Source organism: Microbacterium festucae (genome assembly GCF_025421715.1).
Classification (GTDB): Bacteria; Actinomycetota; Actinomycetes; order Actinomycetales; family Microbacteriaceae; genus Microbacterium; species Microbacterium festucae.
The window spans coordinates 371,864-391,802 of the sequence record NZ_JAOEFC010000002.1; the positions used below are offsets into that span (position 1 = coordinate 371,864).

General features: G+C 71.4%; 17 protein-coding genes, 1 tRNA gene and 1 pseudogene. 1 reads left to right on the forward strand and 18 read right to left on the reverse strand.

What is annotated here, in order from left to right; all coding sequences use genetic code 11:
* Positions 1-100 precede the first annotated feature (100 nt).
* Positions 101-721, reverse strand: coding sequence for an ANTAR domain-containing response regulator (locus tag N3K63_RS07885; protein WP_261579610.1), 621 nt, complete (start codon positions 719-721; stop codon positions 101-103).
* Between the two features lie 57 nt (positions 722-778).
* Between N3K63_RS07885 and N3K63_RS07890 the strand changes: the two genes are divergently transcribed.
* Positions 779-859 (forward strand) — tRNA-Leu (locus N3K63_RS07890).
* 10 nt (positions 860-869) lie between these two features.
* On the opposite strand, the gene N3K63_RS07895 is transcribed toward N3K63_RS07890, so the two are convergent.
* From N3K63_RS07895 to fmt, 17 genes and pseudogenes are all read right to left on the reverse strand, one after another.
* Positions 870-1,253 carry an SHOCT domain-containing protein gene (locus tag N3K63_RS07895; protein ID WP_315943084.1) on the reverse strand — a complete coding sequence of 128 codons (384 nt, stop codon included), beginning with the start codon at positions 1,251-1,253 and terminating at the stop codon, positions 870-872.
* Between the two features lie 96 nt (positions 1,254-1,349).
* Positions 1,350-2,798 carry a pyruvate kinase gene (gene pyk / locus N3K63_RS07900; RefSeq protein ID WP_261579611.1) on the reverse strand — a complete coding sequence of 483 codons (1,449 nt, stop codon included), beginning with the start codon at positions 2,796-2,798 and terminating at the stop codon, positions 1,350-1,352.
* A gap of 49 nt (positions 2,799-2,847) precedes the next feature.
* Complete coding sequence (locus N3K63_RS07905; RefSeq protein ID WP_261579612.1) at positions 2,848-4,317, reverse strand: glutamate synthase subunit beta; 1,470 nt, start codon at positions 4,315-4,317, stop codon at positions 2,848-2,850.
* Positions 4,310-8,893 (reverse strand): glutamate synthase large subunit, encoded by a 4,584-nt coding sequence (gene gltB / locus N3K63_RS07910; protein WP_261579613.1) that lies wholly within the window; start codon positions 8,891-8,893, stop codon positions 4,310-4,312. The genes N3K63_RS07905 and gltB overlap by 8 nt, the downstream gene beginning before the upstream one ends.
* 52 nt (positions 8,894-8,945) lie before the next feature.
* Positions 8,946-9,917: a prolipoprotein diacylglyceryl transferase gene (lgt, locus tag N3K63_RS07915; RefSeq protein WP_261579614.1), complete on the reverse strand. Its 972-nt coding sequence runs from the start codon at positions 9,915-9,917 to the stop codon at positions 8,946-8,948.
* Positions 9,918-9,953: 36 nt separating this feature from the next.
* Positions 9,954-10,736 (reverse strand): tryptophan synthase subunit alpha, encoded by a 783-nt coding sequence (gene trpA, locus N3K63_RS07920; protein WP_261579615.1) that lies wholly within the window; start codon positions 10,734-10,736, stop codon positions 9,954-9,956.
* Positions 10,733-11,989, reverse strand: coding sequence for a tryptophan synthase subunit beta (trpB, locus tag N3K63_RS07925; RefSeq protein ID WP_261579616.1), 1,257 nt, complete (start codon positions 11,987-11,989; stop codon positions 10,733-10,735). The genes trpA and trpB overlap by 4 nt, the downstream gene beginning before the upstream one ends.
* A complete protein-coding gene (gene trpC, locus N3K63_RS07930; protein WP_261579617.1) occupies positions 11,986-12,795 on the reverse strand; it encodes an indole-3-glycerol phosphate synthase TrpC in 810 nt (269 codons plus the stop codon). Before trpC ends, trpB begins: the two co-directional genes overlap by 4 nt.
* Position 12,796: 1 nt before the next feature.
* Positions 12,797-13,027, reverse strand: coding sequence for a DUF6704 family protein (locus tag N3K63_RS07935; RefSeq protein ID WP_261579618.1), 231 nt, complete (start codon positions 13,025-13,027; stop codon positions 12,797-12,799).
* Positions 13,028-13,060: 33 nt separating this feature from the next.
* Positions 13,061-13,651: a Trp biosynthesis-associated membrane protein gene (locus N3K63_RS07940; protein ID WP_261579619.1), complete on the reverse strand. Its 591-nt coding sequence runs from the start codon at positions 13,649-13,651 to the stop codon at positions 13,061-13,063.
* Positions 13,648-14,004, reverse strand: a complete 357-nt coding sequence (gene hisI / locus N3K63_RS07945; RefSeq protein WP_261579620.1) for a phosphoribosyl-AMP cyclohydrolase — start codon at positions 14,002-14,004, stop codon at positions 13,648-13,650. Before hisI ends, N3K63_RS07940 begins: the two co-directional genes overlap by 4 nt.
* On the reverse strand, positions 14,001-14,765 hold the full coding sequence (gene hisF, locus N3K63_RS07950; protein WP_261579621.1) for an imidazole glycerol phosphate synthase subunit HisF: 765 nt from the start codon (positions 14,763-14,765) through the stop codon (positions 14,001-14,003). The genes hisI and hisF overlap by 4 nt, the downstream gene beginning before the upstream one ends.
* A 1-nt stretch (position 14,766) precedes the next feature.
* Positions 14,767-15,609, reverse strand: coding sequence for an ATP phosphoribosyltransferase (hisG, locus tag N3K63_RS07955; RefSeq protein ID WP_261579622.1), 843 nt, complete (start codon positions 15,607-15,609; stop codon positions 14,767-14,769).
* Positions 15,610-15,678: 69 nt separating this feature from the next.
* Positions 15,679-15,942 (reverse strand): phosphoribosyl-ATP diphosphatase, encoded by a 264-nt coding sequence (locus N3K63_RS07960; protein ID WP_261579623.1) that lies wholly within the window; start codon positions 15,940-15,942, stop codon positions 15,679-15,681.
* A gap of 106 nt (positions 15,943-16,048) precedes the next feature.
* Positions 16,049-16,720, reverse strand: coding sequence for a ribulose-phosphate 3-epimerase (rpe, locus tag N3K63_RS07965; RefSeq protein WP_261579624.1), 672 nt, complete (start codon positions 16,718-16,720; stop codon positions 16,049-16,051).
* Positions 16,721-17,513: 793 nt separating this feature from the next.
* A complete protein-coding gene (locus N3K63_RS07970) occupies positions 17,514-18,872 on the reverse strand; it encodes an RsmB/NOP family class I SAM-dependent RNA methyltransferase (protein ID WP_261579625.1) in 1,359 nt (452 codons plus the stop codon).
* A gap of 146 nt (positions 18,873-19,018) precedes the next feature.
* Positions 19,019-19,939, reverse strand: a pseudogene (gene fmt / locus N3K63_RS07975) (methionyl-tRNA formyltransferase); the annotation flags it as partial.

The window sequence follows — 19,939 nt, forward strand, 5'->3', positions numbered from 1 at the left end:
GGGAACGGGTGGTGACCGTTCTCTCGGCGCCGACGTGTTCTCTCGCGGCCGGGCCCCGGCCGCGGGGCGGCGGGGGCGTGCGAGGGAGGGGGCTGGGGGGTCAGGACTTCTTGGGGGCCAGCTGCTCGATGATCGCCTTGGCGACGTCCTGCATCGTCAGGCGGCGGTCCATCGAGGCCTTCTGGATCCAGCGGAACGCCTCGGGCTCGGACAGGCCCATCTTCTCGTTGAGCAGGCCCTTGGCCCGGTCGACGAGCTTGCGGGTCTCGAAGCGCTCGACCATGTCGGTCACCTCGGCCTCGAGCGTGATGATCTGCTCGTAACGGGCCAGGGCGATCTCGATCGCCGGCAGCAGGTCGTTGGGCGTGAAGGGCTTCACGACGTACGCCAGGGCGCCGGCCTCGCTGGCGCGCTCGACGAGCTCCTTCTGGCTGAACGCGGTCAGCAGCACGACCGGCGCGATGTGCGCCTTGTTGAGCTTCTCCGCCGCGCTGATGCCGTCGAGCACGGGCATCTTCACGTCCATGATCACCAGGTCGGGGCGCAGTTCGGTGGCCAGCTGCACGGCGGTCTCACCGTCGCCGGCCTCGCCGACGACGTCGAAGCCGTTGTCGCGGAGGATCTCGACGATGTCGAGACGGATCAGCGACTCGTCCTCGGCGACGACGACCCGTCGCGGGGCGGTGGCGGTGGGCGTCGTGCTCGGTTCCTGCTCAGTCACCTGTACATCCTATGGCCAGCGGCCGGTGTTGCCTGCGGTATCGTCGAATCCACGTGCGCCGGTGTGGCGGAATGGCAGACGCGACCGACTCAAACTCGGTTGTCTTCGGACGTGTGGGTTCGACTCCCACCACCGGCACGTCGTGCGCTCAGGCCCCGAAGTACTGGTTTCCGAGCGCCTTGCTCTTGAGCGCGTCGAACTCGCCCTGCGAGATCGTGCCCTCGTCCAGCAGCGCCTTGGCGCGTGCGATGTCCTCCGCCGGCGACGAGGATGCCGCGGGCCGGTAGGCGTCGTCTTCGGCGGGACGCGACCGCGTCGCGTGGGCGCGCGCGGCGATGCCGCTGCCCCGAGCGATGAGGTAGACCAGCGCGGTGAGCACGGGGAAGAAGATCAGGAAGAAGATCCACACCGCCTTGCCCCAACCGCTGACGGTGTCGTCGCGGAACAGGTCGGAGACGATGAAGACCAGCACGAACACGTACGACACGACGTACACGGCGACCAGCATGAACCAGAACAGATCCCAGAACACGGCATTCTCCTTCGCAGCGGGGTGCCGCCGGAAACGCCGGACGGCCACGCTCAGCATAGTGAGCGTGGCCGTCGCGGTGTCGGTGCGATCGGAGTGTTACTGCTCCGACTTGTAGATGGGCGCCTTGCCGTTCTTGGCATCGCCGATCTTGTGCACGCGGATGTCGTTGGTGCCGCCGACGATTCCGGGAGGGGATCCCGAGATCACGACGACCTTGTCGCCCTCGGCGGCCAGGCCGTTGCCGAGGAAGTAGTCGTCCACCTGCAGGAACATCAGGTCGGTGTGGGCGACGTGCTCCACGAGCGAGGACTGCACGCCCCAGGTCAGCGCCATGCGGCGACGGATCGCCGGGTCGACGGTGAAGGCCATCATCGGGATGCCCGAGCGCAGGCGCGACATGCGGCGCGCGGTGTCACCGGACTCGGTGAAGATGGCGACGTACTTGGCGCCGACGAACTCGGCGATGTCGTACGCGGCGAGGGTGAGGATGCCGCCCTGCGTGCGGGGCTTGGTCACGAGCGGGCGGATGCGGTCCAGCCCGTGCTCCTCGGTGGACTCGACGATGCGGGCCATGGTCTGCACCGTGACGACCGGGTAGTCGCCGACGCTGGACTCACCGGAGAGCATGACCGCGTCGGCGCCGTCGAGCACGGCGTTGGCGACGTCGGAGGCCTCGGCGCGGGTGGGCACCGGCGAGTGGGTCATCGACTCGAGCATCTGCGTGGCGACGATGACGGGCTTGGCCATGCGGCGGCACAGCTCGATCGCCCGCTTCTGCACGATCGGCACGGCCTCCAGCGGCAGCTCGACGGCGAGGTCACCGCGGGCCACCATGATGCCGTCAAAGGCGTCGATGATCTCCTCGAGGTTGTCCACGGCCTGCGGCTTCTCGATCTTGGCGATCACGGGGACCTTGCGGCCCTCCTCCGCCATGATCTCGTGCACGCGGGTGATGTCGGCGGCGTCACGGACGAACGACAGCGCGATGAGGTCGCAGCCGGCCTTCAGGCCCCAGCGCAGGTCCTGCTCGTCCTTCTCGGACAGGGCGGGGACGCTGACGGCGACGCCGGGCAGGTTGATGCCCTTGTTGTTGGAGACGGTGCCGGCGACGACAACCTGGGTGGTGACGACGGGACCGTCGACGCTCGTGACCTCGACGCGCACCTTGCCGTCGTCGATGAGGAGCGAGTCGCCGGGCTTCACGTCGCCGGCGAGGCCCTTGAAGGTGGTGCCGACGAGGTCGCGGGTGCCCACGACGTCTTCGGTGGTGATGCGCAGCGTCTCGCCGACGGCGAGGTCGTGGGGTCCGTCGGAGAACTTGCCGAGGCGGATCTTGGGTCCCTGCAGGTCGACCAGGATGGCGACCGGGCGACCGGCGTCATCGGCGGCCTTGCGCACGTTGGCGAAGCGCACCTCGTGCTCCGAGTAATCGCCGTGGCTGAGGTTCAATCGGGTGACGTCCACGCCCGCCTCGATGATCGCGCGGATCATCTCGTACGACTCCGTGGCCGGTCCCAGTGTTGCGACGATCTTCGCGCGTCTCACTTCAATGACTCCGGTTCCTTGTGGGATCTACTGACGCTGGCCAGCCTACTCACGCAGGCTGCAGGCCGATGGCGATGTCCGTCGGCCGGACAGGGGACGGCAGCGTCGTCCGCCCCATGAGATATTCGTCCACTGCGGCTGCAGCGGCACGACCTTCGGCGATCGCCCAGACGATGAGCGACTGGCCGCGGCCCGCGTCTCCGGCGACGAACACGCCGGGCGTGGTCGTCTGATAGTCGTCGGCGCGGTCCACGTTGCCCCGGGCACTGAAAACGGTACCCAGCTGGTCTTCCAGCTCTGCGCGCTCTGGACCGGTAAAACCCATCGCGATCAGCACGAGGTCGGCGGGGATCTCGCGCTCGGTGCCGCTCTTGGGGACACGGCTGCCGTCGGGCAGGTACTCGGTCTCGGCCAGGCGCAGTGCCCGCACCTCGCCGACGCCGTTGGTGAGGAACTCGACGGTGGAGGCGAGGAACGTGCGCTCACCGCCCTCTTCGTGGGCCGAGGAGACCTCGAACACGTTCGGCGTCATCGGCCAGGGCTGGCTGTCGGGACGCGCGGTCGGGGGCTGCTTGCCGATGGCGAGGTTGGTGACGCTCAGCGCGCCCTGACGGTGGGCGGTGCCGATGCAGTCCGCGCCGGTGTCGCCACCGCCGATGACGATGACGTGCTTGCCCTCGGCGTGGATCTGGTGGGGCACCTGGTCGCCGGCGACGGCGCGGTTGGACTCGACGAGGTACTCCATGGCGAAGTGCACGCCGGCCAGGTCGCGACCGGGGATGGCGATGTCACGCGGCATGGTGGAGCCGGTGGCGATGACGACCGCGTCGTACCGCGCCCGCAGGTCGCTCCACGTGATGTCCTTGCCGATCTCCACGCCCGCGCGGAACCGGGTGCCCTCGTCCTGCATCTGGCGCAGACGCGCCTCGATGACACGCTTCTCCATCTTGAAGTCGGGGATGCCGTAGCGCAGCAGACCGCCGATGCGGTCGTCGCGCTCGAACACGGCCACGGTGTGGCCGGCGCGAGTCAGCTGCTGCGCGGCGGCGAGGCCGGCGGGGCCGGAGCCCACGACGGCGACGGTCTTGCCGGTGAGGCGCCCCGGCGGCTCGGGCTCGACCCAGCCGTGGGAGAAGGCCTCGTCGGCCAGCGTCTGCTCGATCTGCTTGATCGTCACCGCGGGCTGGTTGATGCCGAGCACGCACGAGCTCTCGCACGGTGCCGGGCACAGCCGCCCGGTGAACTCCGGGAAGTTGTTCGTGGCGTGCAGACGCTCGATGCCGTTGCGCATCTCGCCGCGCCAGGTGAAGTCGTTCCACTCCGGGATGAGGTTGCCCAGCGGGCACCCCTTGTGGCAGAACGGCACCCCGCAGTCCATGCAGCGGCCGGCCTGGCGACGGAGCACGGCCGAATCACCCGGTTCGTACACCTCTTTCCAGTCCATGATGCGGACGGGGACGGGCCGGCGCGGCGGAAGCTCGCGCTCGGTGACTTTCAGGAAGCCTTTGTAATCAGCCACCGGTCACCTCCATGATGCGGTTCCAGACGACGTCGCCGTCGGGGTCGAGCCCCTCGGCGGCCGCCTCCTGGCGGGTCTGCAGCACCGCGGCGTAATCGCGCGGCAGGACACGGACGAAGTTCGCGGCCTCGGCCTCGAAGTCGCCCAGGATGGCGGCGGCCAGCGCCGAATCGGTCTCGGCCAGGTGCCGCTCGAGCAGGTCGCGCAGGATCTCCACGTCGGCCGAGTCGAGTTCGAGAAGCTCCAGCTCGCCGCTGGCGATCGCCTCGCGGTTGACCAGAGCGCGGTCGAGGCGGTGCACATAGGCCGTGCCGCCCGACATGCCGGCGCCGAGGTTGCGCCCGGTCGCCCCGAGGATGACCGCCAGGCCGCCGGTCATGTACTCGAGGGCATGATCGCCCACGCCTTCGACGACGGCGGTGGCGCCGGAGTTGCGCACCAGGAACCGCTCGCCGACGACGCCGCGCAGGAACATGGTGCCCTGGGTGGCGCCGTAGCCGATGACGTTGCCGGCGATGACGTTATGCGAGGCGTCGAAGGCGGCGTCGCGCGGCGGGCGCACGACGATCTGACCGCCCGAGAGGCCCTTGCCGACGTAGTCGTTGGAGTCGCCTTCCAGGCGCAGCGTGATGCCGGCCGGGAGGAACGCGCCGAACGACTGGCCCGCGGAGCCCGTGAGGGTGATCTCGATCGAACCGGTCGGCAGGCCGTTCTCGCCGTGGGCGAGGGTGACCTTGTTGCCGAGCATCGTGCCGACGGCGCGCTCGGTGTTGCGGATCGGCAGCGCGATCTCGATGTGGCCGCCGTGGGCGACGACATCCTGAGCGCGCTCGATCAGCTGCACGTCGAAGTGCTCGTCGAGCTCGTGGTCCTGGTCGCGCAGGTGACGACGCGGGGTGTTCGGCGCGAACGCCGGCCCCTCGAGGATCGGCGCCAGGTCGAGGCCGCTGGCCTTCCAGTGCTCCACCGCGCCGTTGACATCGAGCAGCTCGTTGTGGCCGACGGCCTCGTCGAGCGAGCGGAAGCCGAGCTCGGCGAGGTACTCGCGCACCTCCTGGGCGATGAACTCCATGAAGTTCACGACGAACTCGGGTTTGCCGGTGAAGCGCTCGCGCAGCACGGGGTTCTGCGTCGCCACGCCCACGGGGCAGGTGTCGAGGTGGCAGACGCGCATCATGATGCAGCCTTCGACGACGAGCGCCGTGGTCGCGAAGCCGAACTCCTCGGCGCCCAGCAGGGCGGCGACGATCACGTCGCGCCCGGTCTTGAGCTGGCCGTCGGCCTGCACCACGACGCGATCGCGCATGTCGTTGAGCATGAGCGTCTGCTGGGTCTCGGCCAGGCCCAGCTCCCACGGGGTGCCGGCGTGCTTGAGCGAGTTCAGCGGGCTCGCGCCGGTGCCGCCGTCGTGCCCCGAGACCAGGATCACGTCGGCCAGCGCCTTGGCGGTGCCGGCGGCGACCGCGCCGATGCCCGACTGGCTCACGAGCTTGACGTGCACACGGGCGGCGGGGTTGGCGCGCTTCAGGTCGAAGATCAGCTGCTTGAGGTCTTCGATCGAGTAGATGTCGTGGTGCGGCGGGGGCGAGATGAGCCCGACGCCGGGCGTGCCGCCGCGGGTGCGGGCGATCCACGGGTACACCTTGGCCGGCGGCAGCTGACCGCCCTCGCCGGGCTTGGCGCCCTGGGCGAGCTTGATCTGGATGTCGTCGGCGTGGGTGAGGTACATGCTCGTCACACCGAAACGGCCCGAGGCGACCTGCTTGATGGCGCTGCGCCGCTGCGGGTCGAGCAGACGGTCGACGTCTTCGCCGCCCTCACCGGTGTTCGACTTCGCGCCGATGCTGTTCATGGCGATCGCGAGCGTCTCGTGGGCCTCGCGGGAGATCGAGCCGTAGCTCATCGCGCCGGTGGAGAACTTCTTCACGATCGACGAGACCGGCTCGACCTCGTCGATGGGCACCGGCTGCCGCTCCCCCGTGCGCAGGCGGAACATGCCGCGCAGGGTCTTCAGCTCGGCGGCCTGGTCGTCGACGAGCTTGGTGTACTCGCGGAAGATGTCGTAGCGCCGGGTGCGGGTGGAGTGCTGCAGGCGGAACACCGTGTCGGGGTTGAACAGGTGCGGGGCCCCGTCGCGGCGCCACTGGTACTCGCCGCCGGTCCACAGCCGTTCGTGGGCGCGCGCGGCGCCGTCCTCGGGGTAGGCGTAGTCGTGCCGCGACCGGTTCTCGGCGGCGATCTCGGCGATGCCGATGCCGCCGAGCTTGGTCTCGGTGCCGGTGAAGTAGGTCTCGACGAAGGCATCCGAGAGGCCGACGGCCTCGAACACCTGGGCGCCCGCGTAGGAGGACACCGTCGAGATGCCCATCTTCGACATGATCTTCAGCACGCCCTTGCCGAGCGCGTAGATGAGGTTCTTGACGGCCTTCTCGGGGGTGAGCCCGGTGATGAAGCCGGCGCGCACCAGGTACTCGACCGTTTCCATGGCGAGGTAGGGGTTGACCGCCGAGGCGCCGTAGCCGATGAGGGTGGCCACGTGGTGCACCTCGCGCACGTCGCCCGCCTCGACCACGAGGCCCACCTTCATGCGGTTCTCCTTGCGGATGAGGTGGTGGTGCACCGCGGAGAGCATGAGCAGCGACGGGATCGGCAGGAGGTCCTTGTTCGAGTCGCGGTCGCTGAGGATGAGGAACTCGGCGCCGTCGGCGATGGCGCGGTCGGCCTCGGCGCACATCTCGGCGATGCGCTGCTCGAGCGCGTCGGTGCCGAGGTCGGCGCGGTACAGGCCGCGGATGGTCACCGAGCGGCGGCCGGGCAGGGCCTTCTCGATGTGCTGGAGCTTGGCGAGCTCGTCGTTGTCGATCACCGGGAAGTCGAGGGTGATGACCCGGGTGTGCTCGGGGCCCCACGACAGGAGGTTGCGCTCCGGGCCGAGGCCGAGGGAGAGCGAGGTGACGACCTCTTCGCGGATGGAGTCCAGCGGCGGGTTGGTGACCTGCGCGAACTGCTGCGTGAAGTAGTCGAACAGCAGGCGCGGGCGCTCGCTGAGCACGGCGATGGGCGCGTCGGAGCCCATGGCGCCCAGCGGCTCGGCGCCGGTCTGGCCCATCGGGGTCAGGAGGATGCGCACTTCCTCCTCGGTGTAGCCGAAGGTGCGCTGACGGCGGGTGATCGAGGCGATCGGGTGCACGATGTGCTCGCGCTCGGGCAGCTCCTTCAACCGCACCCGACCGGCATCCAGCCACTCCTGCCAGGGCTCGGCGGTGGCGAGGTCGTGCTTGATCTCGTCGTCTTCGATGATGCGCTGCTGCTCGGTGTCGACGAGGAACATGCGGCCGGGGCGCAGACGTCCGCGGCGCTTGATGCGCTCGGGGGCGAAGTCGAGCACACCGGCCTCGCTGCCGATGACGACGAGGCCGTCGGTGGTCTCGGTCCAGCGGCCCGGACGCAGGCCGTTGCGGTCGAGGGTGGCGCCCACGACGGTGCCGTCGGTGAAGATGAGGGCGGCGGGGCCGTCCCACGGCTCCATCTGCATGGCGTGGAAGTCGTAGAAGGCGCGCAGCTCGGGAGAGATGTCGGACTGCTTCTCGTAGGCCTCGGGGACCATCATCATGATCGCGTGCGGCAGGCTGCGGCCGGTGAGGGTGAGCAGCTCCAGCACCTCGTCGAAGGAGGCCGAGTCGCTCGCGCCGTCGGTGCAGATGGGCAGCAGCGGGCGGATGTCGCCCAGCAGCTCGGACTCGAGCTGGGACTGACGCGCCCGCATCCAGTTGCGGTTGCCGTTGACGGTGTTGATCTCGCCGTTGTGGGCGAGCATGCGCAGCGGCTGGGCGAGCGGCCACGACGGGAACGTGTTGGTCGAGTAGCGCGAGTGCACGACGGCCAGTTCGGAGGTGAACCGCTCGTCCTGCAGGTCGGGGTAGAACGGCTCGAGCTGGAGCGTCGTGACCATGCCCTTGTAGCCGAGGGTGCGGCTGGAGAGCGAGACGAAGTAGGCGTCGTACTCGTGGCGGGCGCGCTTGCGCAGCCGGTACACACGGCGGTCGAGGGCGATGCCCGACAGTGCCGCCTCGTCGCCGACGGCCGGGCGCGAGACGAACAGCTGCTCGAAGCTCGGGCGCGCGTCGCGGGCGAGCTTGCCGAGGTTCTCATCTTCGGTGGGCACCTCGCGCCAGCCGAGCACGGTGAGGCCCTCGGCGGCGGCGAGCTTCTCGACGCCCGCCTTCACGGCATCCCGCGCCTCTTCCTCGCGCGGCAGGAAGGCCAGGCCCGCGGCGTACTCCCCCACCGGCGGCAGGTCGAAGTCGACGACGGCGCGCAGGAACGCGTCGGGCATCTGCGTGAGGATGCCGGCGCCGTCACCGGTGCCGGAGTCGGAGCCGATCGCGCCGCGGTGCTCGAGGTTGCGCAGCGCGGTGAGGGCCAGGTCGACGATGTCGTGCCCGGGCTCGCCGCGCAGCGTCGCGACCATCGCGAGACCGCACGCGTCCTTCTCGAACGCGGGGTTGTACATGCCCTGCTTGGGGGGCATCCCTGCCAGGGTGCCGATCAGGTCACGACGGGGGCTCGGTGCCATTCCAACCGTCCTCAGAAATGTTGCTTAACGGGGACGTCGTCGGCCCAGCGGGTTATTTGGTGTCGGCAGTGCTTGTGGCAGTTTCCGAGATGGATTCGGACGGCGGGGGTGCGCTGACGTCGACGAAATCATCGGTGTCCTGCGATTGTACAGCCCCGGCCGGGTGCCACTCGCGTCCCTTGAGATACGGCGAGGCCTCGAGGCCGGTGTGACGGCGCCGCTGGACGATGAGGATGGTCAGGCCCACGATGACGCCGAGGATGGCCGCCCACACGTTGGTGCGCAGTCCGAGGAACACCTCGCTCGGGTCGATGCGGATCGACTCCCACACGATGCGGCCCGACGAGTACCAGACGAGGTACAGGCCGAACAGGCGGCCCCACTGCATCGAGACCTTGCGGCCGGCCCACAGCAGCACCAGCACGCCGAGCGTGTTCCAGATGACCTCGTAGAGGAACGTGGGGTGGAAGAGGGTGTCGGGGGCGAGGCCTGCGGGGAAGGCGGGGTTTGTCGAGTCGATCTCCAGACCCCACGGCACGTCGGTGGGCAGGCCGAACAGCTCCTGGTTGAACCAGTTGCCGAAGCGGCCCATCGCCTGGGCCAGCAGCAGGCCGGGGGCCAGCGCGTCGGCGAAGCTCCAGAACCGGATGCCGGTCCACTTGCAGCCCAGCCACGCGCCCACGGCGCCGCCGATGAGGGCGCCGTAGATGGCGATGCCGCCCTCCCAGATGAAGAAGATCGCCCAGATGTTCTTGCCTTCACCGAAGTAGAAGTCCCAGTGGGTGATCACGTGGAAGATGCGCGCGCCGATGATGGCCAGCGGCACGGCGAGCAGGCAGATGTCGATGACCACCCACGGCTCGGCCCCGCGCTTGGTGAGGCGGTGGTTGGTCAGCAGCGTCGCCACGACGATCCCCGCGAGGATGCACAGCGCGTAGAAGTGGATCGTGAACGGTCCGACCTGGAACGAGCTGATGGACGGGCTCGGGATGCTGGCTACGACGAGCGCGGTGGGAGAAAGCACGAGGGGAAGTCTACTTCGCGGTGCCGGTGCAGCCGGTCACCCGTGCGTGCCGGCGGCCAGGGCCCGCGCCTGGGCGCTCAGGCCCTCCAGCCCGCCGTCGCGCAGCGCGCGCACGAGGGCGGTGCCGACGATGGCGCCGTCGGCGTAGTCGAGCACGCCCGCGACCTGCTCCGGGGTGGAGATGCCGATGCCCACGCAGGCGTGGTCGACGCCGTGGGCGCGCAGTCGCGCCACGAGCGTGCGGGCGGCGGCGTCGAGCTCGGCCCGCTCCCCCGTGATGCCCATCGTCGAGACGGTGTAGACGAACCCGGTGGACTTCTCGGCGATCAGCGCCAGGCGCTCCTCCGTCGAGGTGGGCGCGGCCAGGAACACGCGGTCCAGGCCCGTGCGCTCGGAGGCGGCGATCCAGTCGGCGGCGGCGTCGGGGGTGATGTCGGGCGTGATGAGCCCTGCTCCCCCGGCGGCGAGCAGGTCGTCGGCGTAGCGGTCGACGCCGTACTGCATGACGGGGTTCCAGTAGGTCATCACCAGCACCGGCACGTCGACGCGGGCGGTGATCTCCCGCACGGCCGTGAAGGTGTCGCGCAGGCGGAACCCGCCGGCGAGGGCGGCGTGGGTCGCCTCCTGGATGACGGTGCCGTCCATGACCGGGTCGGAGTAGGGCGGACCGAGCTCGAGCACGTCGGCGCCGGCCTCGGCGAGGGCGACGGCGGCGTCGATGCTGGTCTGCAGGTCGGGGAAGCCCAGCGGCAGGTAGCCGACGAACGCGCCCCGGCCGGCGGCCTTGGCGGCGTCGATGGCGGCGGCGACCCGGCTCACAGCTCGGTCCCCTCTCCCGCGGCGGCCTCGTCGGCGGGCGGCACCTCGACGGGGCTCTCTTCGTCGTAGAGGCCGAACCACCGCGCGGCGGTGTCCATGTCCTTGTCGCCGCGGCCCGACAGGCTCACCGCGATGATGGCGTCGGGGCCGAGCTCGCGGCCCAGGCGCAGCGTGCCGGCGAGGGCGTGCGCCGATTCGATGGCCGGGATGATGCCCTCGGTGCGGCTGAGCAGGCGCAGGGCGTCCATGGCCTCGGCGTCGGTGGCCGGGATGTACTCGGCGCGGCCGATGTCGGCCAGCCACGCGTGCTCGGGGCCCACGCCGGGGTAGTCCAGGCCGGCCGAGATCGAGTGCGACTCGACGGTCTGCCCGTCCTCGTCCTGCAGCACATAGGTCCGCGCGCCGTGGAGCACCCCCGGGCGACCGCGCTCGATCGAGGCGGCGTGCTTGGGGGTGTCGACGCCGTCGCCGGCGGCTTCGACGCCGTAGAGCTTCACGCCCTCGTCGTCGAGGAAGGCGTCGAACATGCCGATGGCGTTGGAGCCGCCCCCCACGCACGCCACGACCGCGTCGGGCAGGCGCCCGGTGTCGTCGAGCAGCTGCTGGCGGGCTTCCTCGCTGATGACCTTCTGGAAGTCGCGCACCATCGCCGGGAAGGGGTGCGGGCCGGCGGCGGTGCCGAAGATGTAGTTGGTCGTCTCCACCGAGGCCACCCAGTCGCGGTACGCCTCGTTGATGGCATCCTTCAGCGTGCGCGACCCGGTGGTGACGGCGATGACCTCGGCGCCCAGCAGGCGCATGCGGGCGACGTTGAGAGCCTGCCGCTCGGTGTCGACCTCGCCCATGTAGATGGTGCAGTCGAAGCCGAACAGGGCGGCCGCGGTGGCCGTGGCCACGCCGTGCTGGCCGGCGCCGGTCTCGGCGATCACGCGCGTCTTGCCCAGCCGCTGGGTGAGCAGGGCCTGACCGAGCACGTTGTTGATCTTGTGCGAGCCGGTGTGGTTGAGGTCTTCGCGCTTGAGGAACACCCGCGCGCCGCCGGCGTGCTCGGCGAACCGCGGCACCTCCGTCAGCGGCGACGGGCGCCCGGCGTAGCTGCCCAGCAGGTGGGCCAGCTCGGCGCGGAAGGCCGGGTCGACCTTGGCCGCGTCGTACTCGGCGGTCAGCTCGTCGATCGCGGCGATGAGCGATTCGGGCATGAACCGCCCGCCGAAGTCGCCGAAGAAGGGTCCGTGCTGGTCTCGCAGACTCATCGCGATGCGCTCCGCTCGGTTCGTGCCGCGCCCGAGCCCGCCGCGAGGAACGCGTGCAGGGTCTCGACGGGGTCGCTGGTGACGAGGGCCTCGCCGATGAGCACGACGTCGGCGCCGGCGGCGCGGTAGTGCGCGACGTCGTCGGGGGTGAGCACGGCCGATTCGGCGATCTTCACGGCATCCGCGGGCAGCTGGTCGTAGAGGCTGCCGAACAGGTCGCGGTCGAGTTCGAACGTGGAGAGGTTGCGGGCGTTGACGCCGATGAGGCGCGCACCGATGTCGGCGGCGCGGTGCACCTCGTCGAGGGAGTGGGTTTCGACCAGCGGTGTCATGCCGAGCTCGAGCACCAGCCCGTGCAGCTCGCGCAGCAGCGGCTGCTCGAGGGCGGCGACGATCAGCAGCACGAGGTCGGCGCCGGCGGCGCGGGCCTCGAGCACCTGGTAGGGGGTGGCGATGAAGTCTTTGCGCAGCACGGGCAGCGTCACACGCTGCCGCACCGCATCGAGGTCGGCCAGCGAGCCCTTGAACTTGCGGCCCTCGGTGAGCACCGAGATCGCCGAGGCGCCGCCCTGCTCGTAGCGGGCGGCCTGCAGGGCGGGGTCGGGGATGTCGGCGAGGTCGCCGCGCGAGGGGCTCGCGCGCTTGACCTCGGCGATGATCTTCACCCGGTCGGCGGGAGCCAGAGCCGCGAGGGCGTCGACTGCGGGCGACTGGGCCAGGGCGAGCTTCTCGACGACCTCGAGCGGCCGGTCGGCGGCGCGCTTGTGGGCATCCTCCACTGCACCGGCCGTGAGGTCGGCCAGCATGTCAGTGCTGCTTCGGCGTGTACTTGGAGCCGTTGACGCCGTACCCGGCCTTGGCCATGCCCCAGCCGACGAGCGCGCCGACGACGATGAGGGCGACCGAGGCCCACACGAGCACGGGCAGGTCGAACCAGAAGAACAGGGTGCCCAGCGTGACGCCGACCAGCATGATCACCACGGCGGTCCAGGCAGCCGGGGAGTGTCCGTGGCCGGGGTCGTCGATGGGGTTGCTCATGGTTCTCCTTACGCGGGTGGGGCTGCGGTCAGTCTAGCGGGCGGTCGGGTCGTCGCCGCGCGACAGGTCGTCCCACGAGTCGATGGCGTCGTGGGGTCGGGCGCCGGGGCCGGTGGTGCCGGCATCCGTGCGGTAGCGCCTGCCCGCGCCGCGCCAGCGGTGGGCCGTGGCCAGCGTGAACACGCCGCCCACGATCACCAGCGCACCGGCGCCGACGGTGACCGCCGGCCACGGCGTCTCGGTGATGGTGGCCACCAGCCGCGCGATGGTCGCGTCGCCCGACAGACCGGTGGCGGTGGTCACCGCGGCGGCGACGGCGCCCACGGGCACCTCCACCGCGATGCGCAGGGATGCCACGACCACGGTCACGCCGATCGCGAGGGCGAGCACGCCGAACACGTAGCGCAGCACGGTGCCGACGATCGAGAGAGCCAGGCCCAGCGCGAGGGCGGCCAGCGACAGCGGCGCGAGCATCGCGACGGCCTCGGCGCCGGGAACGGCGAGCGGTTCGTCGCCGCCCTGGGCGAGGGTCACCGACAGCCAGGTCTGCGTCGACGAGATGAGCGCGAGCGCACCGCCGAGCAGGATGAGCAGCACGCTGAGCGTGCGGGCGCGGCGGATCACGCGGCCCCGACGACCGGGTGCAGGTCGTCGGCGTCGAAGCAGGTGCGCGTGCCGGTGTGGCAGGCCGCGCCGACCTGGTCGACGAGGATCAGCAGGGTGTCGCCGTCGCAGTCCAGGCGCGCGCCCTTCACGAGCTGGATGTGGCCCGAGGTGTCGCCCTTGCGCCAGTACTCGCCGCGCGAGCGCGACCAGAACGTGACGCGGCCGGTGGTGAGCGTGCGGCGGATCGCCTCGGCATCCATCCACGCCAGCATCAGCACCTCGCCGGTGTCGTGCTGCTGGATGATCGCCGGGGCCAGGCCGTCGGCGGTGAAGGTGACGCGATCCAGCGTCGCCTGAAGGTCATCGCTCATCGGCGCACCTCGATCCCGTCCTGGGCGAGCGCGTCTTTGACCTCGCCGATGGTCAGCTGTCCGGAGTGGAAGACGGATGCCGCCAGCACCGCGTCGGCGCCGGCGTGCACCGCCGGGGCGAAGTGCTCGGCGGCTCCAGCCCCGCCGGAGGCGATCACGGGGACGCTGGAGATCTCGCGCATGAGGCCGACCAGCTCGAGGTCGAAGCCGTCGCGGGTGCCGTCGGCGTCGATGGAGTTGACCAGCAGCTCCCCCGCACCGCGCTCGATGGCCTCGCGCGCCCACTCGAGGGCGTCGAGGGTCGTGAGCGTGCGGCCGCCGTGGGTGGTGACCACGAAGCCGGAGGCGGTGCCGGGAGCGCGGGTGACGTCGAGGCTCAGCACCAGCACCTGCGCGCCGAACCGGTCGGCGATCTCGCCCACCAGGTCGGGGCGGGCGATGGCGGCCGAGTTGACCCCGACCTTGTCGGCGCCCACCGACAGCAGCCGGGCGACGTCGTCGGCGGTGCGCACACCCCCGCCGACGGTGAGCGGGATGAAGACCTCTTCGGCCGTGCGGCGCACCACGTCGTAGGTGGTGGCGCGGCCGTCGACGGTGGCGGTCACGTCGAGGAAGGTGAGCTCGTCGGCGCCCTGCGCGAAGTAGCGGCGGGCGAGTTCGACCGGGTCGCCCATCTCGCGCAGGTTCTCGAAGTTGACGCCCTTGACGACCTTCCCGTCCTTCACGTCGAGGCAGGGGATCACGCGTCGTGCGAGCGACATGTCAGAGCCTGGCGTTGTGGATGGGGGTGACCAGGATCGCGCGGGCGCCGATGGCGTAGAGCGCGTCCATCACCTGGTTGACGGTCTTGCGCGGGCTCATCACCCGCACCGCGACCCACTCCGGGTCGCGCAGCGGCGAGATCGTGGGCGACTCGATGCCGGGCGCGAGGGCCACGGCCTCGTCGACCAGCGCGGCCGGCAGGTCGTAGTCGATGAGCACGTAGCGGCGGGCCACCATGACGCCCCGCAGGCGCCGCAGCAGCGTCTCGGTGCCGGGCGCCTCGATCGGGGCGCCGATGAGCACCGCCTCGGACTCCAGCAGCACCGGGCCGAAGATCTCCAGGCCCGCCTGCTTGAGGGTGGTGCCGGTGGACACGACGTCGGCGACGGCGTCGGCAACCCCCAGCTGCACGGCCGACTCGACGGCGCCGTCCAGCGGCACGAGGTCGACGGCCACGCCCTGCTCGTCGAGGAAGCCGTCGACCAGGCCCGGGTAGGCCGTCGCCACGCGCAGGCCGTCGAGGTCGGCGAGCTCGTGGAAGCGCCCGGGAGGGCCCGCGAAGCGGAACGTCGACCCGCCGTAGCCGAGCTGCTCGATCTCCCGTGCCCCCGGCATCCGGGCGTCCAGCAGCAGGTCGCGGCCGGTGATGCCCACGTCGAGGGCGCCGGAGCCGACGTAGGTGGCGATGTCCTTCGGCCGCAGGTAGAAGAACTCGACCTCGTTCACGGGGTCGATGACGTGGAGGTCCTTGGGGTCGCGGCGACCGGTGTACCCGGCCTCGGCGAGAAGCTCGGCGGACGTCTCGGCGAGCATCCCCTTGTTCGGCACGGCGATGCGCAGCATCTGGAGTCTCTTTCGGTGTCGTCGGGTGCGCGGCGGGGGCGCACCGGGATCGTGTCGGTGGCGGCCGGTTCAGAGATGGCGGTAGACGTCGTCGAGGGTGAGCCCCTTGGCGACCATCAGCACCTGCAGGTGGTAGAGCAGCTGCGAGATCTCCTCGGAGGTCTCCTCATCCGTCTGGTACTCGGCAGCCATCCAGACCTCGGCGGCCTCCTCGACGATCTTCTTGCCGATCGCATGCACGCCGCGGTCGAGCTGCGCGACGGTGCCCGATCCCTCGGGGCGCGCCTGGGCGATCGCGGTGAGCTCTGCGAACAGGGCGTCGAACGTCTTCACCCTGACAGGCTACCGGTCGCCGGAGGGGCTGCGGATGCCGGGGGTGGTTCGGGGGTGGTCGGGGGGCTTGCGGTCGGGGGTGGGGTGTGGTGGGGCTGGGTGTGGGTCAGTGCCGGTGGTGGCGGGCGGCGCTCGAGCGCAGCGCCGCGATGGCGGCATCCGGCTCGGCCGCGCCGAACACGGCCGACCCGGCCACGAAGGTGTCGGCGCCGGCTTCGGCGGCCTGCGCGATCGTCGACTCGGCGATACCGCCGTCGACCTGCAGCCATACCTGCGACCCGCGGCGGCGCGCCTCGTCGTGCAGGCGCGCGAGCTTGGGCATCTGGTCGGCCATGAAGCTCTGCCCGCCGAAACCGGGCTCGACGGTCATCACGAGGATCTGGTCGAACTCGTCGAGCACGTCGTACAGGCCCTCCACGGGGGTGGCCGGCTTGACGGCGACACCGGCGCGCGCCCCGATCGACCGCAGCCGGCGGGCCAGGGCGACGGGGTCGGTCGCCGCCTCGAGGTGGAAGGTCACCGACGCGGCGCCCAGCTCGGCGTAGTCCGGGGCCCACCGGTCAGGGTCGCTGATCATCAGATGCACGTCCAGCGGCACCGGGCTGGTCGCCTGGATGCGCTCGACCATCTGCGGGCCGAACGTCAGGTTCGGCACGAAGTGGTTGTCCATGACGTCGACGTGCACGTAGTCCGCGCCCGGGATGCGGGCCAGCTCGGACTGCATGTTGACGAAGTCGGCGGCGAGGATGCTGGGGTTGATGCGAGGGCCGTCGGTCACGGTCGCCAGCCTAGTTGGGTGGGGTGGCTGGGGTGGGGTTGCGGTGCGGGGGTTGCGGTGCGGGGATGAGGCGGACGGGTGAGCCGCGGCATCCGCAAACCGCCGATTGTGGGACGTGGGTGTGGGGCGTGTCCCGCAGAGTGCGGGTGCTGCGGCTGTGGCCCGCCGTTTGCGGGACGTGCTGGGGGGTGGGTCCCGCGGTGTGTGGGTTGCGGCATCCGCAGTCGCCGGTTGCGGGACATAGGTGTGGGGCGCGTCCCGAAGAGTGCGGTGCGCGCGGTGAGATCCGCTGAGGGCGGCTGCGCGGTTCTCCACCCGCGGGTAATGGGACGCGCTCGCCGGGTTGGTCCGGGGATGTGTGGGTTACGGCACCCGCAGTCGCCGGTTGTGGAACGTGGGTGTGGGGCGGGTCCCGCAACCTGCGGGTGCTTGGTCCCAGGCTCGCCGTTTGCGGGACATGGATGCCGGGCGCGTCCCGTGGATGGCGGGTGCTGCGTCTCGGGCTCGCCCTATGCGGGACGCGCAGCGGTGGTGTGTCCCGCGGTGTGTGGGTTGCGGCATCCGCAGTCGCCGTTTGTGGGACATGGATGCGGGGCGCGTCCCGCGGATGGCGGGTGCTGCGGCCCAGGCTCGCGGTTTGCGGGACGTTCGGGGGTGGCGCGTCCCGCGGTGTGTGGGTTGCGGCATCCGCAGTCGCCGTATGCGGGACATGGATGCCGGGCGGGTCGCGCCATCGGCGGGTGCTCCGGCCCGAACCCTTCGCCGACGGAGCCGCCGACGGAGGCCGTGCCGGTCAGCGGCGGCGGAGGAGGGTGATGGACATCGCGTCGGTGCCGTGGCGGTGGGGCCAGAGCTGGGCGCGCCCGGAGCCGTCGGTCTGGGCGGGGAGGTCGATGGGGGCGGTGGAGACCGCGGCGACGACGGCGCGGGCGTCGAGTTCCTCGAGGCGCTCGCCGGCGCGGCGCACTGCCTCGGCGACGACGCCGGCGGTCTCGGCCAGGTGCGGCGAGCAGGTGACGTAGGCCACCACTCCCCCGGGTGCGAGCGCATCGACGGCGGCGGTGAGCAGCTCGCCCTGCAGCTCCGACAGCTCCGGGACATCGCTCGGCTGCTTGCGCCACCGCGCCTCCGGGCGGCGGCGCAGCGCACCGAGGCCCGTGCACGGGGCGTCCACGAGGATGCGGTCGTAGCGGCCCTGACCGGCGCGGACGCGGCCGTCCTCCTCCGAGACCGGCACGTCGAGCGGTACGCCGGCGACAGAGTCGCGGACGAGCCCTGCGCGCGCGGGCGAGAGCTCATTGGCCTCGAGGGTCGCACCGGCGGCGAGGGCCTCGGCGGCCATCACCGCGGTCTTGCCTCCGGGGGCGGCGCACAGATCGAGCCAGCGCTCGCCGCGGCGCACCGGGAAGGCCCGGGTGAGGGCGAGCGCCGCCAGCTGCGATCCCTCGTCCTGCACGCGGATGCGCCCGCCCGCGGCGGTGACCACCGGGCCCGGGTCTCCCCCGGCCAGGCGGAAGCCGATCGGCGAGTAGGGCGTGGCGACCACCCCCTCGGGGATCTCGGCGACGCCCGGCAGCGCGGTCATCGTCACGGTCGGCGGGGCGTTGTCGGCGGCCAGGAGTGTATCCAGCTCGTCGGTGCGGCCCTCGGCGGCCAGCGCGCGGCGCAGCGCCCGGATGATCCACACCGGATGCGAATGGCGCAGACCGAGCCGTTCGTCGTCGGAGCGGGCGTCGGCCTCGAGCAGGGCCAGCCACTGGTCGAGGGTGCGCTCGGACACCCGCCGCAGCACCGCGTTGGCGAAGCCGGCGGCGCCCTTGCCGGCTGCCTGGCGCACCTGGCGCACGGTCTCGTTCACGGCCGCGTGCGCCGGCACACGCATCGACAGCAGCTGGTGGGTGCCCAGCAGCAGCGCATCGCGCACCGCGGTGTCGATCGTGTCGATCGAGCGTCCGGCGGCGTGGGCGATGATCGCGTCGTAGGTGCCCTCGCGGCGCAGCGTGCCGTAGGTGAGCTCGGTGGCCAGGCCCGCATCGGGTCCGTGGAGGCCCGCCTTGGCGATCTCGCGCGGCAGCAGCAGGTTGGCGTACGCGTCGGAGGTGTGCACGGCGCGCAGGGTGTCGAACGCGACCCAGCGCGGCGACCCGCTCACGAGCGCCCCTCTCGGCGACCCGCCAACTCGGCACCCACCGACTCGGCACCCACCGAACCGGAGCCCACCGACCCGACATCCCCCGAACGGGCACCCGCAGACTCGGCACCCACCGCCCCGGCATCCCCCGCCGCGTCCCGCGACTCCGGCAGCTCGGCGCGCGGCGGGTCGCCGCGGAGCCCCCGCCACCAGTCCCCCGCCGCCATGGCGCTCTTGCCGGCGGGCTGCACGGTGCGCAGCACGATGGTGCCCTCGCCGGTGCCGACCTGCACATCGCGGCCGGCGGAGACCATCTCCCCCGGGGCGAGTGCGGGCTCGTCGGGACCGCGCAGCGCGAGGTGCACCTTGAGGCGCTGCCCGCCGACGGTGAGGTGCGCGCCCGGCTCGGGCGTGGTGCCGCGGAACCGGTCGATGACGGCATCCGCGCCCTGGCGCAGGTCGAGGGCGCCGTCGACGAGCGACAGTTTGGGGGCGAGGGTGGGCTCGCCCTGCTGCGGGACGGCCACGGCGGTGCCGGCGGCGATCTCGTCGACCACGCGGGTGAGGAGGTCTGCTCCGGATGCCGCGAGGTCGGCGAGCACGTCGGCGGCGGTCGCCCCGCGCGGCACGTCGTAGCGCACCTCGCCGTACACGTCGCCGGCGTCGAGTGCGGGGACGAGCTGGAAGACGCTCGCGCCGGTGACCCGGTCGCCCGCGATGAGCGCGTGCTGCACCGGGGCTGCGCCGCGCCAGGCGGGAAGGAGCGAGAAGTGGAGGTTGATCCAGCCGTGACGCGGCGTCGACAGCAGCGGCTCGCGGACGAGCCCGCCGTAGGCGACGATCACGCCGAGGTCGGCGCCGAGCGCGGCGATCTCGGCGGTCGCATCGGCGTCGAGACGGTCGGCCTTGACGATCGGCAGCCCGAGCTCGGCGGCGGCCACGGCCACCGGCGAGGGGGTGAGCACGCGCTTGCGGCCCAGCGGCGCGTCGCGGCGCGTGACGACGCCGACGATCTCGTGTCCGGTCGCGGCGAGAGCGCGAAGCGAGGGGACGGCCGGTTCCGGCGTCCCGGCGAAGACGATGCGCAT

Excerpts from the sequence above, each read along its gene's own strand:
- hisF (WP_261579621.1), bottom strand. The coding sequence starts at position 14,765 with ATGTCGCTCGCACGACGCGTGATCCCCTGCCTCGACGTGAAGGACGGG.
- N3K63_RS07935 (WP_261579618.1), bottom strand. The coding sequence starts at position 13,027 with ATGAGCAACCCCATCGACGACCCCGGCCACGGACACTCCCCGGCTGCC.
- trpC (WP_261579617.1), bottom strand. The coding sequence starts at position 12,795 with ATGCTGGCCGACCTCACGGCCGGTGCAGTGGAGGATGCCCACAAGCGC.
- hisG (WP_261579622.1), bottom strand. The coding sequence starts at position 15,609 with ATGCTGCGCATCGCCGTGCCGAACAAGGGGATGCTCGCCGAGACGTCC.
- trpB (WP_261579616.1), bottom strand. The coding sequence starts at position 11,989 with ATGAGTCTGCGAGACCAGCACGGACCCTTCTTCGGCGACTTCGGCGGG.
- gltB (WP_261579613.1), bottom strand. The coding sequence starts at position 8,893 with ATGGCACCGAGCCCCCGTCGTGACCTGATCGGCACCCTGGCAGGGATG.
- hisI (WP_261579620.1), bottom strand. The coding sequence starts at position 14,004 with ATGAGCGATGACCTTCAGGCGACGCTGGATCGCGTCACCTTCACCGCC.